16 protein-coding genes are annotated in these 15,689 nt (G+C 64.3%); 7 read left to right on the top strand and 9 right to left on the bottom strand.

What is annotated here, in order from left to right:
* Nucleotides 1–73: 73 nt before the first annotated feature.
* The 8 genes from HU218_RS04250 to HU218_RS04210 all read right to left on the bottom strand — a co-directional run bounded on the left by HU218_RS04250 (nucleotide 74) and on the right by HU218_RS04210 (nucleotide 8,457).
* Nucleotides 74–643: a cysteine hydrolase family protein gene (locus HU218_RS04250; protein WP_174873695.1), complete on the bottom strand. Its 570-nt coding sequence runs from the start codon at nucleotides 641–643 to the stop codon at nucleotides 74–76.
* A gap of 86 nt (nucleotides 644–729) precedes the next feature.
* Nucleotides 730–960, bottom strand: a complete 231-nt coding sequence (locus HU218_RS04245; protein ID WP_174873694.1) for a DUF2061 domain-containing protein — start codon at nucleotides 958–960, stop codon at nucleotides 730–732.
* Between the two features lie 103 nt (nucleotides 961–1,063).
* Nucleotides 1,064–3,139 (bottom strand): acyltransferase family protein, encoded by a 2,076-nt coding sequence (locus HU218_RS04240; protein WP_174873693.1) that lies wholly within the window; start codon nucleotides 3,137–3,139, stop codon nucleotides 1,064–1,066.
* 177 nt (nucleotides 3,140–3,316) lie between these two features.
* Nucleotides 3,317–4,159, bottom strand: coding sequence for an isopenicillin N synthase family dioxygenase (locus HU218_RS04235; protein WP_174873692.1), 843 nt, complete (start codon nucleotides 4,157–4,159; stop codon nucleotides 3,317–3,319).
* Nucleotides 4,160–4,517: 358 nt separating this feature from the next.
* On the bottom strand, nucleotides 4,518–5,300 hold the full coding sequence (cysE, locus tag HU218_RS04225) for a serine O-acetyltransferase (RefSeq protein WP_174873690.1): 783 nt from the start codon (nucleotides 5,298–5,300) through the stop codon (nucleotides 4,518–4,520).
* Between the two features lie 136 nt (nucleotides 5,301–5,436).
* Nucleotides 5,437–6,933, bottom strand: coding sequence for a ribonuclease G (rng, locus tag HU218_RS04220; protein ID WP_174873689.1), 1,497 nt, complete (start codon nucleotides 6,931–6,933; stop codon nucleotides 5,437–5,439).
* A gap of 23 nt (nucleotides 6,934–6,956) precedes the next feature.
* The gene (locus HU218_RS04215; RefSeq protein ID WP_174873688.1) at nucleotides 6,957–7,553 is read right to left on the bottom strand and encodes a Maf family protein; all 597 of its coding nucleotides are present in this window, start codon (nucleotides 7,551–7,553) and stop codon (nucleotides 6,957–6,959) included.
* Nucleotides 7,554–7,674: 121 nt separating this feature from the next.
* Complete coding sequence (locus tag HU218_RS04210; protein ID WP_174873687.1) at nucleotides 7,675–8,457, bottom strand: 3-hydroxybutyrate dehydrogenase; 783 nt, start codon at nucleotides 8,455–8,457, stop codon at nucleotides 7,675–7,677.
* 174 nt (nucleotides 8,458–8,631) lie between these two features.
* Here HU218_RS04210 and HU218_RS04205 point away from each other — a divergent pair, with 174 nt between their 5' ends.
* Together HU218_RS04205 and HU218_RS04200 are read left to right on the top strand one after the other, a co-directional pair.
* Nucleotides 8,632–10,266, top strand: a complete 1,635-nt coding sequence (locus HU218_RS04205; RefSeq protein ID WP_174873686.1) for a methyl-accepting chemotaxis protein — start codon at nucleotides 8,632–8,634, stop codon at nucleotides 10,264–10,266.
* Between the two features lie 40 nt (nucleotides 10,267–10,306).
* Complete coding sequence (locus HU218_RS04200) at nucleotides 10,307–11,050, top strand: substrate-binding periplasmic protein (RefSeq protein ID WP_174873685.1); 744 nt, start codon at nucleotides 10,307–10,309, stop codon at nucleotides 11,048–11,050.
* Nucleotides 11,051–11,057: 7 nt separating this feature from the next.
* Here the strand turns inward: HU218_RS04200 and HU218_RS04195 are convergent, their stop codons facing one another.
* Nucleotides 11,058–11,843 (bottom strand): tRNA threonylcarbamoyladenosine dehydratase, encoded by a 786-nt coding sequence (locus HU218_RS04195; protein WP_174873684.1) that lies wholly within the window; start codon nucleotides 11,841–11,843, stop codon nucleotides 11,058–11,060.
* A gap of 187 nt (nucleotides 11,844–12,030) precedes the next feature.
* On the opposite strand from HU218_RS04195, the gene HU218_RS17000 reads away from it, so the two are divergent.
* The 5 genes from HU218_RS17000 to HU218_RS04170 all read left to right on the top strand — a co-directional run bounded on the left by HU218_RS17000 (nucleotide 12,031) and on the right by HU218_RS04170 (nucleotide 15,673).
* Nucleotides 12,031–12,639, top strand: coding sequence for a methyl-accepting chemotaxis protein (locus HU218_RS17000; RefSeq protein WP_281357111.1), 609 nt, complete (start codon nucleotides 12,031–12,033; stop codon nucleotides 12,637–12,639).
* Nucleotides 12,636–13,394 (top strand): oxygen-binding di-iron domain-containing protein, encoded by a 759-nt coding sequence (locus tag HU218_RS04185; RefSeq protein ID WP_174873683.1) that lies wholly within the window; start codon nucleotides 12,636–12,638, stop codon nucleotides 13,392–13,394. The genes HU218_RS17000 and HU218_RS04185 overlap by 4 nt, the downstream gene beginning before the upstream one ends.
* A gap of 98 nt (nucleotides 13,395–13,492) precedes the next feature.
* Nucleotides 13,493–13,717 (top strand): hypothetical protein, encoded by a 225-nt coding sequence (locus tag HU218_RS04180; RefSeq protein ID WP_174873682.1) that lies wholly within the window; start codon nucleotides 13,493–13,495, stop codon nucleotides 13,715–13,717.
* Nucleotides 13,718–13,889: 172 nt separating this feature from the next.
* Nucleotides 13,890–14,918, top strand: a complete 1,029-nt coding sequence (gene ltaE, locus HU218_RS04175; RefSeq protein WP_174873681.1) for a low-specificity L-threonine aldolase — start codon at nucleotides 13,890–13,892, stop codon at nucleotides 14,916–14,918.
* Nucleotides 14,915–15,673 carry a sulfite exporter TauE/SafE family protein gene (locus HU218_RS04170; protein WP_174873680.1) on the top strand — a complete coding sequence of 253 codons (759 nt, stop codon included), beginning with the start codon at nucleotides 14,915–14,917 and terminating at the stop codon, nucleotides 15,671–15,673. Before ltaE ends, HU218_RS04170 begins: the two co-directional genes overlap by 4 nt.
* Nucleotides 15,674–15,689: the final 16 nt, after the last annotated feature.

Raw genomic sequence — 15,689 nt, 5'->3', positions numbered from 1 at the left:
GGGTAGAGAAACAATTGTTGCATTCTACACCAGCGCCACTGCCCCCCTGCGGCCAACCTTGGTCGCTATTGGCTCAAGCCAGCAGTGCCAGCGCCGCCTCGCTGCCGATCACCTGCGCATACTCGCCATGCAGATTGGCCAGCGCCATGGCATGCACCTCCTGCGCGCTGCGCGGCACGCCGTCGAAATCCGTTTTGGCGTAGGCGTAACAGCCATCTGCTACTACCAGGGTGTCAAAGCCGAGATTGCCGGCGCTGCGGGCACAAGCCTCCACCGAGTTGTTGGTGCTGACCCCGGTAATGACGATGCGCTGAATGCCGCGCACGCGCAACCAGCGTTCCAACTGGCTGTGGGTGAAAACATCCGGCACATTCTTTTCCTGCACATGCTCGCCCGGCAGCGGCTGCAGCTCCGGCTGGAACTCGGCGCCATCCTGCCCAGGCCAGAAGGGCGAGCCGGGTGTCAGCGACATATGCCGCACATGTACCACGGTTTGCCCGGCCGCGCGCCATGCGCTCAGCAGACGCAGGATGACGGCCTCGGCCTGCGGGTTGTTGCGCGACTCGGCCGGCATGCGACGCATGCCTTGCTGCATGTCGATGATGATGAGAGCGACCGGTGAAGAGGAAACGGGAACAAGCATGGTAACTATCCGCTAGGAACGAATGGCCATACTAGCAAGCACGCAAGCTTGCAGTTATCGATTTAACTAAACCGAGATCCCGGCGCTTAGTGTGCATGAAACAGGCCGCGATGCCCCGCAGTGCCGTCATCCGCAACCCGCCGCTTGCCGGCGCGCAGCTTGTCCCATGCTTTTTCGTGAAAATAGTAGGCCACGGTATTGACCATGGGCTCCACCAGCGCCAGCAAGCTGGCAACACCGAAACTGCCAGTGAGCAGATAGGCCACACTGAATGCCACGCTGAAATGGCAGATGGCGAAGGTGATGGTCTTGATCATGGCGGCGCCTTTGCTGGCTATCAAACACAAGTCGATGATAGCCAACATAGATCAATAGCCAAAATTGAATTACTTCATCAGATAATAGCGGATAAATATCAATCTAGCGGCTGGCCCAGGAAAAATCCTCGGCAAAACTGCCGGCCAGGCTGCGCGACATGGTCGCCAGCATGTGATTGCGGTCGCTGAACCGCGGCACCCCGCCATCGGCGGCATAACAGGTGGTCGCATCACAGAAACGGGCTATGCCATCCCACACACGCACATTGGCATGCCTGGCGGCTACCCGCTGCAGGATGGCGACAATGTCCCGCCGCTGGGCATCCACTTCGGTGCGGCCAACGTTGCAGGCATCGGCACCGCGCCGCAGCACGCACTCGGTCACCGGCAGGCGGAATTCCGGCTCCGGCGCCAGCAGCACCAGCTTCAGCCGCCGCTGTGCCAGTTCGCCGGCCAGCTTGTCCAGACTCGCCTGCAGCACTTGCAATGAATGCGGGCGATCCAGTTCGCCACTGCCGGCCAGCATGGCGCCGCTGATCCTGGCGCTACCGTCGGCATTTGCCGCCGCCAGACCGGTAATCGACAGGCTGCCGGCCACCGGCAACGCCGTGTAACCATTCCAGCGCACATTCATCAGCACCCCGGTCACGCCGCTTGCCGCCAGCTGCGACAGCTCCTGCATAACGGCACGACTATGTCGCAGGCACCAGCTGCGCACCTTGCCCTCGCCCACCGGCACCGCATCCGGCAGCGGCGGGCAACCGTGATAGACGCGGCGCAGGATGGCGATGCCCTGCTGCTCGGCCAGACGCTGATACATCGGGAACGAGTGGTCGGTATGGGAATCCCCCCATGCCAGCAGTCGCAACGGGGCGTTGGCCGCACCTACCCGGCAGCTGCTGGCCGCCGGCAGCGGCACACCGTCCTTGGGCATGCCGCAGCCGCCAGGCAATGCCGGTCCATCCGCCATCATCCGCATCAGTTTCTGCTGCGCCGGCAACGGGTACTTGGCCGGCAGATACATTGCCGCCGTTCCCGCCAGCCACACCGCCAGCGACATCGCCAGACCGGCCTTGAGCGTCTGCTTGTCGGTACGGAACGCGCCGGGCCGCCGCTGGCGCAACGGCTGCTCCAGCCAGCGATAAGTCAGCCAGGCCAGCAGCAGCGACAGCCCGCCGCCCAGCAACAGATCCTGCCCCAATGCCCGCTCGCCGACGTTGTAACTGCGCCCCAGCGCCAGCAATGGCTGGTGCCACAGGTACCAGCTGTAGGACAGCAAACCGGCGGCAGTCAGCACCCGGGTTGATAGCAGCCGGCTGACCGCGTTGCGCGGAGACAGCTCGCCGGCGGCAATCAGCAGCACGGCGCCAAGTACCGGCAGGCTGGCGGCCAGACCCGGAAACACCATGCGATGCTCGTCAAACAGCAGGATGGCACCCAGTGTCAGCGCGGCGCCGGCCAGTCCCAGCAGCAGGGCCAGCATGCCCTCGCCGCGCCAGCGGGTAGCCGGTGCCAGAGCCAGCAGGCCGCCGGCAGCAAACTCCCAGGCCCGGGTTGGCATCAGGTAGAACGCCATCGGCATGTTGTGCCATGACAGGTACAGACATAGCAGCCAGGAAGACAGCAACACCGCAGCCAGGGTCAGGCGTACTACCCGCAAACTGTTGCCGCCCCAGCGCCAGGCCGCCAGCATCAGCAATGGCCAGACCAGGTAATACTGCTCCTCCACCGCCAGCGACCAGGTATGCAGCAGCGGCTTCAGATCGGTGGCCGCATTGAAGTAGTCGAAGGCATGCGCCAGAAAGTGGTGGTTGGCCGACAGGGTGACCACCGCCCGCGCCTCGCGTCCCAGCGAATTGGCATTGTCCGGCAGCAACAGCACATACCCAGCCAGCAGGGTACACAGGGTTACCAGCACCAGGGCCGGCCCCAGCCGGCGGATACGGCGCGCAAAGAACGCCGCGAATTGCACCCGCCCGTGCGCCAGCAACTCCTGCTGCAACAGACCGCTGATCAGGTAGCCGGAAATCACGAAGAAGATGTCCACACCGACAAAACCGCCAGACAGGCCGGGAATCCCGATGTGATAGGCAATAACAGCCAGCACGGCAATGGCACGCAAGCCATCGATGTCGGCACGGTAAGCGGGCGAAGCAGCAGGACGGGGAAACAGCGGCATGAGGTGTCTTCGCCAGCCACAAGCCGGCGAACTGGGTATCTGGAAAGCACCGGATTTTACACAATACGGATACATTCCGTGCTGCCGTCCGGAATGCACAAAGGGCAGACCATGCGGCCTGCCCTTTGGCTTCCCTATCGCCTGCGGCCAACCCTGACCACAGCCATACTGCCAACCTTACATTTTCACGCCCAGTTCGCGCAGGCGCTCGTTCAGGTATTCGCCGGCGGTATAGCGCTCGGACAGCACCACCTCATCGCGCGGGTGCAGGAACAAGGGCAGCGACACGCGGCTCTTGCTGGCGCCTTCGCCGCTGGGGTTCACCACCCGATGCTGGGTGGACGGGTAGTAACCACGCGAGGCCTCGCACAGCATGTCGCCGATATTGATGATCAGCATGCCGAAATCGCACGGCACATCGACCCAGTTGCCATTCATGTCCTGCACCTGCAGGCCCGGCTCGTTGGCCGCCGGCAGGATGGTCAGCAGGTTGATGTCGCCGTGTGCGGCGGCGCGCAGCGAGCCGGCCGGCTCGTTGCCGGTCAGCGGCGGGTAGCGCAGCACGCGCAGCAGGGTCTTGTCACTGCCCTTGATCATGCCGGACAGCGGCTCGCTGTAGTGGGCGGCGATGTCGGCCGGCGTGTACTGCTCCACCCAGCCCAGCAGTTCCTGCGCCAGGGTATTGGCGGTGTCGTAGTAACGCATGGCGTCGTCTTTGAGCTGCGCCGGGATGCGTCCCCACGGGTAGATGTGGAAGTACTCCTTGATGTCCTTCTGGGTGTGGCCCTTGGCGGTTTCGGAGATCTCCGGCGAAAAGTAGCCGTCCTGCTTCTCTACCGAGAAGGCGAAATCGTGCTTCTGTTCGCTGCCGAAGAACGCCAGCCAGTCGCGGTAGATCTTTTCCACCAAGTCTTGCGGAATGGGATGGTTGACCAGCACGCCGAAGCCGGTTTCGTGCAGCGAGCGGGTGAACTGTTCGGCCGCGTCGGCGGCACGGTAATCGACAACGCGTACGTTCATGATGTCTGTCCTGTGTCGGGCGGCATGCGGCCAACCTTGTGGCGGCACATGCAAAGGCGGCGGATTCTACGCGCTGCCGGCGCGCAAGAAAAGCACCCAATATGACTTTCCATTGGCATTTTCATTGCGACACTTCACGGCTACCGCCACATTTAAGCAATATGGCATAGCTGGCTGTTTTTGCTGGTATTTAGTCGGTAACCACCGGCAATACCGCAGCAAGTGCCGATGGCAGCCGATACGCACCAGCAATACCAAAGGCAACGCCAATAGCATTTGTTGTAATTGCCAGTAACACGCTAGCCAATAAAAAAGCCGTGCAGCTTGCGCCACACGGCTTGTTGTCCATCGCATCAGCTCAGACGCGCTGGTCCATGTCTAGTGCCGGGGTACCCGGACAAAGCTGCGCCACCACCTTGGCCGGTACGCCCGCCACCGTGGTATGCGCCGGCACATCGTCCAGCACCACGCTACCGGCGCCCACCTTGGCACATTCGCCAACATGGATGTTGCCCAGCACCGAGGCGCCGGCACCCAGCATCACGCCGTCGCCGATCTTGGGGTGACGGTCGCCGCGCTCCTTGCCGGAGCCGCCCAGGGTGACACCATGCAGCATCGACACATTGTTGCCGATCACCGCGGTCTCGCCCACTACCACGCCGGTACCGTGATCCAGCATGACACCGTGGCCGATTTTGGCTGCCGGGTGAATATCCGCACTCATTACCTCGGAAATGCGGTTTTGCAAGAAATACGCCAGCGTCTTTCTGCCCTGCTGCCACAGCCAGTGGGTGATGCGCTGGCTCTGGATGGCATGAAAACCCTTGAAGTACAACAACGGAGTGGAATAGCTGTCGCAGGCCGGGTCGCGCTCGAAGCAGGCGGTAATGTCGGCACGCGCTGCCTCGATAATGCCGGCGTTGGCCGCATAGGCCTCGCGGAACAGTTCCAGCAGCGCGCGCGCGTCCATCACCGGGCTGGCCAGTTTGCTGGACAGGTGGAAGGCCAGCACGTCTTCCAGCGTGCTGTGACGCAGCACCGTCATGTGCAGGAAGCTGGCCAGCAGCGGTTCGTCACGTGCCGCCTGCTCCGCCTCCTGGCGAATGGACTCCCACAGCGGGTCGCGGTTTACTTCGGTCATACAAGCTACTCCTGATACATGCGGCTAACCTTGCCGGCCCGAACCGGCAAGGCGCCGCCACCACCCTTTAATCTGGGGCCACCGGCCGGCAACGGCAAGCAGCCATCGCCGCCAATTGCGCGGCGGGTGGCCAACGCTACAACAGCACCACGTCGAACTGTTCCTGGCTGTAGCTGCTTTCCACCGACAGCGAAATCGGCTTGCCAATGAAGTCGATCAGCATGGCCAGGCTCTGCGACTCCTCGTCCAGCAGCATGTCGATCACGTTCTGCGAGCCGAGGATGCGGAAGCCCTTGGCGTCGAAGCGGCGTGTCTCACGCACGATCTCGCGCTGGATCTCGTAACACACCGTCTGCGCAGTCTTAATCTCGCCACGCCCCTGGCAGGTAGGACATGGTTCGCACAGTACGTGTGCCAGGCTCTCGCGTGTGCGCTTGCGGGTGATTTCCACTGAGCCCAGGCTGGTGAAACCGTTCAGCGTTACACGGGTGCGGTCGCGCGCCAGCGCCTTGGCCAGCTCGGCCAGCACCGCGCTACGGTGTTCCTCGCTGTCCATGTCGATGAAGTCGACGATGATGATGCCGCCGAGGTTGCGTAGCCGCAGCTGGCGCGCCAGCGACAGCGTGGCTTCCAGGTTGGTTTTGAAGATGGTTTCGTCGAAGTTGCGGTTGCCGACAAAACCGCCGGTGTTGACGTCGATAGTGGTCATCGCCTCGGTCTGGTCGATGATCAGGTAGCCGCCGAACTTCAGGTTGACGCGACGCGATAGTGCCTTGTCGATCTCGGTCTCGATGCCGTGCAGCTCGAACAGCGGGCGCTCGCCGCTGTAGCGCTCGATCTTGGCCACCGCCGATTGCACATACGCCTCGGCAAACTCCACCATCTTGCCGTAGTTCTCGGTGGAGTCGACGATCACCTTCTCGGTAAAGTCGCTGACCATATCGCGCAGCACGCGCACCGCCAGCGGCAGGTCTTCGTACAGCAGGCTTTGCGCCGGCAGATGCTGCGACTTGTGGCGGATATCGGCCCACAGTTTGGACAGGTAATCGATGTCGGCGGTCAGCTCGTCATCCGTCGCCGTCTCGGCGCTGGTGCGGATGATGTAGCCGCGCGGCGCGCCATCCGGCAGCAGTTTTTCCAGCCGCGACTTCAGGCTGAGACGGTCGGCTTCCTGCTCGATCTTCTGCGAGATACCGATGTGTTCTTCCTGCGGCAGATGCACCAGAAAGCGACCGGCCAGACTGATCTGGGTCGACAAGCGGGCACCCTTGGTACCGATCGGGTCCTTGATCACCTGCACCAGCACGGTCTGGCCTTCGAACAGCATCTTCTCGATGCGCTGCGGCTCGGACGGATGCTGGCGCTGCTCCAGCACGTCGGCGATGTGCAGGAAGGCGGCGCGCTCCAGGCCGATCTCGATGAAGGCGCTCTGCATCCCCGGCAGCACGCGCTTGACCTGGCCCAGATAGATGTTGCCGACGATGCCGCGACTGGCGGAGCGCTCGATGTGCAGCTCCTGCACGATGGCGTCCTCCAGCACCGCCACCCGCGTTTCCTGCGGCGTGATGTTGACGAGGATCTGCTCTTTAGGCCGCGGTATATCGCGCGGCAACGGAATCGGTTGTTGCAGCATGGCAAGCTCCGGTAACTGGGAAATCAGGGCAGTTGGTAACCGAACTTGCCGAGAAGTTGTGCGGTTTCGTAAACGGGCAGACCCACCACACCGGTGTAGCTGCCCTCGATGCGGGCGACGAACACCGCCGCCTTGCCCTGGATGCCATAGGCACCGGCCTTGTCGAACGGCTCGTGGCTGGCGATATAGCGCTCGATCTCTTCGTCACCCAGCGGCTTGAAGCTCACCTCGGTGATGCTGGTCGCCAGTTCCAGCTGCTCGCCCAGGCACACCGCCACGCTGGTTACCACCTGGTGGCTGCGGCCGGAAAACGCCTGCAGCATGCGGCGTGCATCGGCGGCGTCGGCCGGCTTGCCGAAGATTTCGCCATCCAGCACCACCGTGGTATCGGCGGCCAGCAGCGGATGCGGCGGCAGGCCGCAATTGCTCACCACCTGCCAGCCGGCGGCGGCTTTCTCGCGCGCCAGCCGCTCGGTATAGGCCACGGCGGTCTCGCCCGGCAGAACCGATTCGTCGATGTCGGCGTGGATGCGTTCCAGATTCAGGCCAAGGCCTTCCAGGATTTCGCGCCGGCGCGGACTGCCGGACGCAAGGTAAAGACGGGAGGTTGTAATGCTCATGGTTGGACGGTCTGCAAACTGAATGATCGCCAGCAGATTACCAGAGCATGGCGGCGGCGGATATGCCGCGGTTTGAGGCAGGACAAGGTTGGCCGCAGCCTTGCGGCCAACCTGCGCCGGCTTACTGCGCCGTCCAGCCGCCATCCACCGGCAGCGCCACGCCGGTGAGGTTATGCGCCCAGGCTCCGCACAACATCATCACCGCCTCGGCGATGTCTTCCGGCTGGCTCATCTTGCCGGACGGCTGCTTTTCCAGCACCAGATCGCGCAGGCCGGCGGCGCGGTCACCACCGAATTGCGCGGCGCGCGCCATGATCTGCGGCTCGATCAGCGCGGTTTCCACCCAGCCCGGACAGATGGCGTTGACTGTCACCCCGGTGTCGGCCATCTCCAGCGCCGCCGCCTTGGTCAGCCCGACAATGCCGAACTTGCTGGCCACATACGGCAGCTTGTTTTTCGACGCCACCAGACCATGCACCGAGGCGATGTTGATTACCCGTCCCCAGCCGGCTGCCAACATGCCCGGCAGGCACAGCTGCAGCAGATGGAACGCGGCCGACAGGTTGACGCCGATGATGTCGTCCCACTTCTGCGCCGGCATCTCGGTCACCGGCGCGGCAAACTGCATGCCGGCGTTGTTGACCAGGATATCGACCCGGCCAAAGCGCGCCAGCACCGCCTCGGCCAACGCCCGCGTGGCGTCACCGTCGCGCAGGTCGGCACTGAAATAGGCGGCTTCGCTGGCGCCGGCGGCGCGCACCCGCGCCAGTACCTCGGCCTGGCCGGCACTATCCGCCAGCCCGTGTACCGCCAGTCGCCAGCCCTCGCGCGCCAGCCGGCAGGCAATCGCCAGCCCGATGCCGCGGTCGGCGCCGGTTACCAGCACAGTACGGGTCGTAGTCATAACCGTTCTCCTTGGTGGTGGTCGCCACAGCGGCCAATGCCGCCCGCTGGCGCGCCAGTCATTTTGATTTCAAAAACGTGTTACAGAATGCAATATGCAAGCACATTACAATAAACCCTTTGCCGGCGGCATAACCGGCAGCCCCCCCGACCACACGATCAAAGGACCTCCCGCATGCCCTGGCTGCATCGTCTGAGCATACGCACCAAGCTCGTCTGCCTGTTTCTGGCGCTGAACCTGCTTACCGTCACCGCGTTTACCGTTCATGGCTACCTGCGCAGCAGCGAGCAGGCCATCGCCGTCATCGACACCCGCCTGAACGCGGCGGCGCGGGCGATTCCCGCGCTGCTGGACGAACGCTTTCTGGCCACCATGTTTACCGCCGGCAGCGTCAACCGCGAACAGATGCTGGACAATGCCCGCCGCCTGGATGGCTACGCCCGCCAGTTCGGCGTGAAATACCTGTACCTGCTGGGGCAACAGGACGGCAAGGTGGTCTATCTGGCCGATGGTGCCGGCGAGGACGAGCTGAAGGCCGACAAGTTCGGCCATCACCTGCAGGCCTACGATGCCAGCGCCGGCTTGTTGGCCGCCTTTGCCGAGCAGCAGGTTCATTATGACGAGTACAGCGACGAATACGGTACTTTCCGCTCCATCTTCCTGCCAACCACGGTCAACGGCCAGCATGTGGTGCTGGCCGCCGACGTGCCGCTGCAGGAAGCACAGGACCGCAAGCTGGCCGCCCTGCGCGAATCGCTGCTGATCGGTGGCATCCTGCTGCTTGCCGGCACCGCCATTTCCTGGCTGCTGGCCAGCTGGCTGGCCGCTTCCATCGCCCGCATCGCCGGCCACATTGCCCACCAGGCCCGCGAGCACGACCTGCGTTCGCGGCTGCAACCCAAGGGGCAGGATGAAATTGCCGAGATGGCGCGCAGCTTCAACGCGCTGTGCAACACGGTGAACACGACCCTGCTGGAGGTGGCCGACAACGCCCGCCACACCTTCCACAGCGCCGAGAACGTGCGCCAGAGCGCGCTGCAATTGCAGGAAGCCGCCAGTCACGGCAAACGGCTGCTGCACGGCAGCCGCCAGCGCGCCGACCATATCCAGCAGTTGAGCGAACGCAGCGGCGACTTGCTCGGCAGCGTTGCCGGCCAGCTGGGGGAAGTGGATAGCGAACTGGGGCAGTCGCGCCAGGCAGTCGCCGGCATGGCAGAGGGCATGGCCGGCCACGTTGCGGCCAACCGTCACCTGGCGCAGCGCTTCCAGGCTCTGTCGCAGGATGTGCAGAACATCACCGGCATCCTGCAGCGCATCTCCGGCATTTCCGAACAGACCAACCTGCTGGCGCTGAATGCCGCCATCGAGGCCGCACGCGCCGGCGAAGCCGGTCGCGGCTTTGCCGTGGTGGCGGACGAGGTACGCAAGCTCGCCGGCCAGACGCAGAACACGCTGGCGGAAACCGACAGCTTTGTCGACAAGCTGCTGGCCACCATCCGCGAGACGGCCGGCATCATCGACCAGCATGCCGACGAAGCCGAGCAGCTGTCTGGTGCCTCCAATGGCGCCCACACCGCAATGGAGACGCTGCGCGCGCTGCTGGCGCGTCTGCAGCAGCAATTTGGCCAGGTACTGGAGGCCGGCCAGACCATCCGCACCGATATTGCCGCCATGCACGACGATATCGGTGTTATCGAGCAGCAGGTCAACCAGCAGCATGAGGAAGCCGACCGGCTGTCGGCAGAAGCCGTCGGGCTGGAAGATACTTCGCGTTTACTGAACCAGAGCCTGAGCAGCTTCAAGCTATAATCGCCCTGCAAGCCCTGCCGCCACCCACTGGTACCTGTCTATGCTATTGCGCCTGCTGCTGTTGTGCTGCCTGCTGCCCGGCCCGGCAGCTGCCGCCGTGCTGCGGCTGGCAGTCGGCCTGGCCAAGCCGCCGTATGTGGAAGAAGGCGGCAACAGCGGCATGGAAGTGGAGCTGGCGGTGCGTACCCTGCAGCTGGCCGGCCACCAGCCGCAGATCGTGCAGGTTCCGCAGGCACGCGGACTGGCGATGCTGCAGGAGGGCGCGGTGGATGCCATGATCACACTGATCCCCGGCGCCGACAGCAAGCTGTTCTACTCGCAACCGCTGCTGTACTACCGCAACCGCGCCATCGTGCTGCTGCACAGCGGCATCGTGCTGCGCCAGCCGGCCGATCTGGCACGCTACAGTGTGGCCAGTTTCCAGAATGCCCGCCTGCTGTTCGGCAGCGAGTACAGCAAGGCGGTGATGATGTCACCCGGCTACAGCGAGCATGCCGATCAGGACACCCTCAACCGGCTGCTGCTGAACCATCGTGTCGATGTTGTCGTCAGCGATGAACTGATCTTCCGCGCCAACCACAGCCAGCAGGACCTGGCCGGACGCCGCCAGGCCGTGATCGCCTATGCGCTGTTCGGCAACTCGCCGCGCCATGTCGGCTTCCGCAGCGACCAGTACCGCCGCGAGTTCGATAGCGCATTGCTGAAGCTGAAAAGCAGCGGCGAATACGAGCGCATCCTGCAGTTCTACCGCGACAAGTACCAGCTACCGGACAAAGACCGCTAACGCGGCGTCAGGCGCCCTTCTTGCGGCGCTTGCCCGCCAGGTCTTCCAGCACCCGGCCGGCGGCAAACAGGCCGAAACTGGCGGTGACCACCATGCTGGCGCCAAAGCCGGCACAGGACAGCCCTTGCGGCCCGCGCGCCGCGTCCACGTCGCAGGCTTCGGCCTGGGGATACACCAGCTGCTCGGTGGAAAACACGCACTGCACGCCCAGCTTCTTGCCCGGCTCGCGGGCAAAGCCGTGGTGGCGGCGCAGGTTGTAGCGCAGCTTGGACAGCAACGGGTCATCGGTAACCGCCGACAGATCGGCAATGGCGATACGCGACGGGTCCATCTGGCCACCGGCACCACCGGACACGATCAGCTTCTGCCGGCGGCGCACGCACCAGGCGGCAATCGCCGTCTTCACCCGCAGGCTGTCGATGCAATCGACGATATAGTCGAAGCCCTGGCCCAGCATTGCCGCCAGGTTTTCCTCGGTCACGAAGTCCTCGACCTCGCTCACCACGCATGCCGGATTGATGGCGCGCACCCGCTCGGCCAGCGCGGTAACCTTGGCCATGCCGTAGTACGGGTCCAGTGCCGGCAGCTGACGGTTGGTGTTGGATTCGGCGATGTTGTCCAGGTCGATCAGCGTCAGCCGGCCGACGCCGCTGCGCGCCAGCGCTTCCACCACCCAGCTACCCACGCCGCCGACGCCGATGATGCACACGTTGGCCGCAGCAAACCGCTGCAGCGCTTCATTGCCGTACAGGCGGGCAATACCGCCGAAACGGCGTTGCAAATCGGCTTCCATCACATGCTCCCACGGCAAAAACGGCCAAGCATAACCGCCCGCCGCCACATTCTCCAGCCACAAGCAACGCCGCAACCCGAGTGCATGCCGGATCCAGCATTGTCATGCCAGCGGCGCAAGAAGGCAGGCAAGCAGCATAGGGCTTTGCTAGACTGCCGATCACGGCAGCAGCCAACAGGAGACCCGTGTGAGTACCCAGGCTTTGCAACATTCGTCATCGCAGCAACTGGCGAGCTTCGTGCGCCTGAACGAGGGCATCAAGGGCGTGGTACTGATCGCGTTCCAGATCAACATCATGGCGCTGAACGCCATCCTGCTGGCCCATCGCGCCGGAGAAGTAGCGCTGGGCTTCGGCGTGATTTCCAAGGAACTGCGCACGCTGTCGGTGGAACTGACCGCACTGATGCAGGCCCTGTCCAGCGATGCCTACCAGGCCGTGAACCTGATCTCCGACCTGCTGCGCCGCGAGCGCCGCCAACGCCTGCTGGAAGCAACCCGCGGCCAACTGGCCGCCCCGCTGCCGGCACTGGATACGATACTGGCCGAAAGGCTGCAGGTATTCCAGAACCGGGCGCTGCAGGTGCGGGAAGTCCGCCTGCGGCTGCTGGACCGGCTGGAAGAGGCGCGCAAACTGTGCCAGTTCGGCACCGCCATTTCGCGCTCGGCCAAGATCGAGGCCGCCTATGGCCGCGAATACGGCCGTGCGCTGGCCGAAGTCAGCCAGGATTTCGACCAGAAAATCCAGGCCATCCTGCCCTCCATCGAAACGCTGTGCGCCGGAATGCAAAGAATATGAAATCAGCCACCACCATTTACCAGGAAGGCAGCCACCGCTGGGTGGTGATTGCCCGTGACCAGGCCAAACCCGGCTTCGTCATCGACACCAACGAGTACCTGATCAGCCGCGATGGCGACAATCTGCTCACCGACCCCGGCGGCAGCGAAATCTTTCCGGCGGTGTTCGCCGCGCTTGCCACCGTGGTCGACCCGATGAGCATCAGCCGGCTGTTTGCCTCGCACCAGGATCCGGACATCATCTCCTCGCTGGGGCTGTGGCTGGACTGCAACCCGCAGATCCGCTGCCACGTCAGCCGGCTGTGGGACAGTTTCATTCCACACTTCGGCGGTGACGATCACTCGCTGCAGGCGATTCCGGACGAAGGCCAGCACATCCCGCTGGGGCTGGGGCAGCTGGAAGCGATTCCCGCCCACTACCTGCACTCCTCCGGCAACTTCCACCTGTACGACCCGGATGCACGCATCCTGTTTTCCGGCGACGTCGGCGCCGCACTGCTACCGGATGACCACAACGAGCTGTTCGTGCGCGACTTCGACCAGCACATCCGCCATGCCGAAGGCTTCCACCGCCGCTGGATGGGCTCCAACGAAGCCAAGCTGGACTGGTGCGAGCGCGCCAGCCGGCTGAAAATCGACATGATGTGCCCGCAACATGGCGCCATCTTCCAGGGCGATGACGTGATGCGCTTCATCAACTGGTTTGCCGAGCTGCCGGTAGGGCTGTCCACCTTCCGCCACCGCCGCCACAGCTGAGGCAAGTGTTTGTATTACTTGCAATAAAATTCTCATCATCTACCCTGAAAACACCTCCGCCACGCGGGGGTGTTTGTTTCTTAACGGGAGATGTTCCGATGATAAAGTCACCGCGTTTCGATATCGACCTGGACAAGCACTACAACGCCACCGTAGTCATTGCCTGCGACTGCGGGCATGAAAACCGCCACCACCTGGGTAGCCTGCACCCCGACAAGCCGCTGCGTTGCGCCTGCGGTGCCGACATCACCATGCCGGCGGCCGCACTGGACCTGGCCCAGCGCCGCACCGATGCACTCAAGGCCTCCTATCGCGTGCACTAAACCGTCTTCTGCCGGCGCCGGAAACTGACTGTTCTGTCGCCCAACTATCCATCCGTCGATGCGACGGAGATAATCGGTTCATCCCGATACAGATTCCAGGCCATCACGGCGACCCGCGGGTCGCCGTTTTTATTGCCGCCTGGCCAAACACCAGCCCACACAGAGGACCACCATGCACAGCATCGACGTACGCAGCGACACCGTGACCCACCCCACCCCGGCCATGCGTCAGGCCATGTTCGATGCCGTGGTCGGCGACGACGTCTACGGCGACGATCCCACCGTGCGCGAACTGGAAACGTTGGCCGCCAAGATTCTGGGCAAGGAAGCCGCGCTGTTCGTGCCATCCGGCAACTTCGGCAACCAGCTGGCGCTGTACACGCACTGCCAGCGCGGCGACGAAGTGATCCTCGGCGACGACTGCCACATCGTGTGGCACGAAACCGGCGGCGCGGCGGTGATTGCCGGCGTGCAGCTGCGCACCATCGCCAGCTCCGACGGCGTGCTGCGCGCCGACGAGGTGAAAAAACGCATCCGCGACGGCGAAGACATCCACTGGCCGCGCACCGGGCTGATCTGTGTGGAAAATGCGCACAGCAACGGTCGCGTCATTCCGCTGGCCGATATGGCGGCAGTGTGGGACGTGGCGCAGCAGCACGGCGTGCCGGTGCATCTGGATGGCGCCCGCGTGTTCAACGCCGCCGTGCACCTGGGCTGCGACGTGCGCGACATCACCCGGTATTGCGACACCGTGATGTGCTGCCTGTCCAAAGGTCTGGCCGCACCGGTCGGCTCCATCCTCGCCGGCCCGGCCGCCTTCATCGCCCGCGCCCGCAAGAACCGCAAACTGCTGGGCGGCGGTCTGCGTCAGGCTGGCGTACTGGCCGCGCCTGGCATGCTGGCACTCACCGACATGGTGGCACGCTTGCCGGAAGACCACGCCAACGCGCGCTACCTGGCCGACAAGCTCGCCGCCCTGCCCGGCATCAGCGTCAATCTGGACGATGTGCACATCAACATGGTGTGGTTCCGCCTGCCGGACAGCCTCGATAGCGGCAAGCTGATGGCGGCACTGGCGGCTGCCGGCATCAAGGCCAACGGACCGGAAGGCGGCCTGATGCGGCTGGTGACCCACTGGCAGGTTGGCCGCGCCGACATCGACCGCATTGTCGCCGTGTTCGCCGGCGTACTGGCGGCATGACGCTGACCCTCGCGCTGGCGCTGTTCGCGGCGGCGTTTGCCGCCGGCGCGCTCAACGCGGTGGCCGGTGGCGGCACGCTGCTCACCTTCCCGGCACTGGTCGCCGCCGGCTTGCCGCCCATCGTCGCCAATGCCACCAGCTCGGTGTCGCAGTGGCCGGGCTACGTCGCCAGCAGCCTCGCCTTCCGCCGCGAACTCAGCGCCCAGCGCGCCATCCGCGCCATGAGCGTGGTCAGTCTGGGCGGCGGCCTGCTCGGCGGCTGGCTGGTGACGGTGGTGTCACCACGGCTGTTCGACGTGCTGATCCCGTGGCTGATCCTGCTCGCCACCGCCATGTTCGCCTTCAGCGGTCAACTCACCCGCTGGATGGGCCGCCACGCCAGCGCCATGCACGGCAGCCGCGCCAGCCTGCTGGGCGGGCAGTTCTTGGTGGCGGTGTATGGCGCCTTTTTCGGCGGCGGCATGGGCATCATGATGCTGGCGCTGTACAGCCTGTTCGCGCTGGACACGCTGACGCGGATGAATGCGCTGAAAACCTGGCTGTCGGTAGTGATCTCCGGCGTGGCGGTGGTGACCTTCATCGTCGCCGGCATCGTCGACTGGCCGGCGGCGCTCGTGATGCTGGCCGGCACCATCGCCGGCGGCGTCGCCGGCGCCCGCCTCGCCCGGCGCCTGCCGGCCGTCTGGCTCAAGCGCGTGGTGGTGGCGCTGGGCAGCGTGCTGACGCTGGCGTTTTTCTGGAAGGTGTACGGCTGAGGCTGCGGCCGGCCGC

The sequence above is a fragment of the Vogesella oryzae genome, assembly GCF_902829295.1.
GTDB lineage: Bacteria > Pseudomonadota > Gammaproteobacteria > Burkholderiales > Chromobacteriaceae > Vogesella > Vogesella oryzae.
The sequence above is the reverse complement of the archived record's forward strand: the minus strand, read 5'-3'. Positions and strand labels throughout refer to the sequence as shown.

What these genes read in the sequence shown, in the direction of transcription:
- HU218_RS04185 (WP_174873683.1), top strand. Translation starts at nt 12,636, where the DNA reads ATGAAATCAGCCACCACCATTTACCAGGAAGGCAGCCACCGCTGGGTG.
- HU218_RS04200 (WP_174873685.1), top strand. Translation starts at nt 10,307, where the DNA reads ATGCTATTGCGCCTGCTGCTGTTGTGCTGCCTGCTGCCCGGCCCGGCA.
- HU218_RS04180 (WP_174873682.1), top strand. Translation starts at nt 13,493, where the DNA reads ATGATAAAGTCACCGCGTTTCGATATCGACCTGGACAAGCACTACAAC.
- HU218_RS04250 (WP_174873695.1), bottom strand. Translation starts at nt 643, where the DNA reads ATGCTTGTTCCCGTTTCCTCTTCACCGGTCGCTCTCATCATCATCGAC.
- HU218_RS04170 (WP_174873680.1), top strand. Translation starts at nt 14,915, where the DNA reads ATGACGCTGACCCTCGCGCTGGCGCTGTTCGCGGCGGCGTTTGCCGCC.
- ltaE (WP_174873681.1), top strand. Translation starts at nt 13,890, where the DNA reads ATGCACAGCATCGACGTACGCAGCGACACCGTGACCCACCCCACCCCG.
- HU218_RS04215 (WP_174873688.1), bottom strand. Translation starts at nt 7,553, where the DNA reads ATGAGCATTACAACCTCCCGTCTTTACCTTGCGTCCGGCAGTCCGCGC.
- HU218_RS04245 (WP_174873694.1), bottom strand. Translation starts at nt 960, where the DNA reads ATGATCAAGACCATCACCTTCGCCATCTGCCATTTCAGCGTGGCATTC.
- HU218_RS04205 (WP_174873686.1), top strand. Translation starts at nt 8,632, where the DNA reads ATGCCCTGGCTGCATCGTCTGAGCATACGCACCAAGCTCGTCTGCCTG.
- cysE (WP_174873690.1), bottom strand. Translation starts at nt 5,300, where the DNA reads ATGACCGAAGTAAACCGCGACCCGCTGTGGGAGTCCATTCGCCAGGAG.
- rng (WP_174873689.1), bottom strand. Translation starts at nt 6,933, where the DNA reads ATGCTGCAACAACCGATTCCGTTGCCGCGCGATATACCGCGGCCTAAA.
- HU218_RS04210 (WP_174873687.1), bottom strand. Translation starts at nt 8,457, where the DNA reads ATGACTACGACCCGTACTGTGCTGGTAACCGGCGCCGACCGCGGCATC.
- HU218_RS04195 (WP_174873684.1), bottom strand. Translation starts at nt 11,843, where the DNA reads ATGGAAGCCGATTTGCAACGCCGTTTCGGCGGTATTGCCCGCCTGTAC.
- HU218_RS04240 (WP_174873693.1), bottom strand. Translation starts at nt 3,139, where the DNA reads ATGCCGCTGTTTCCCCGTCCTGCTGCTTCGCCCGCTTACCGTGCCGAC.
- HU218_RS04235 (WP_174873692.1), bottom strand. Translation starts at nt 4,159, where the DNA reads ATGAACGTACGCGTTGTCGATTACCGTGCCGCCGACGCGGCCGAACAG.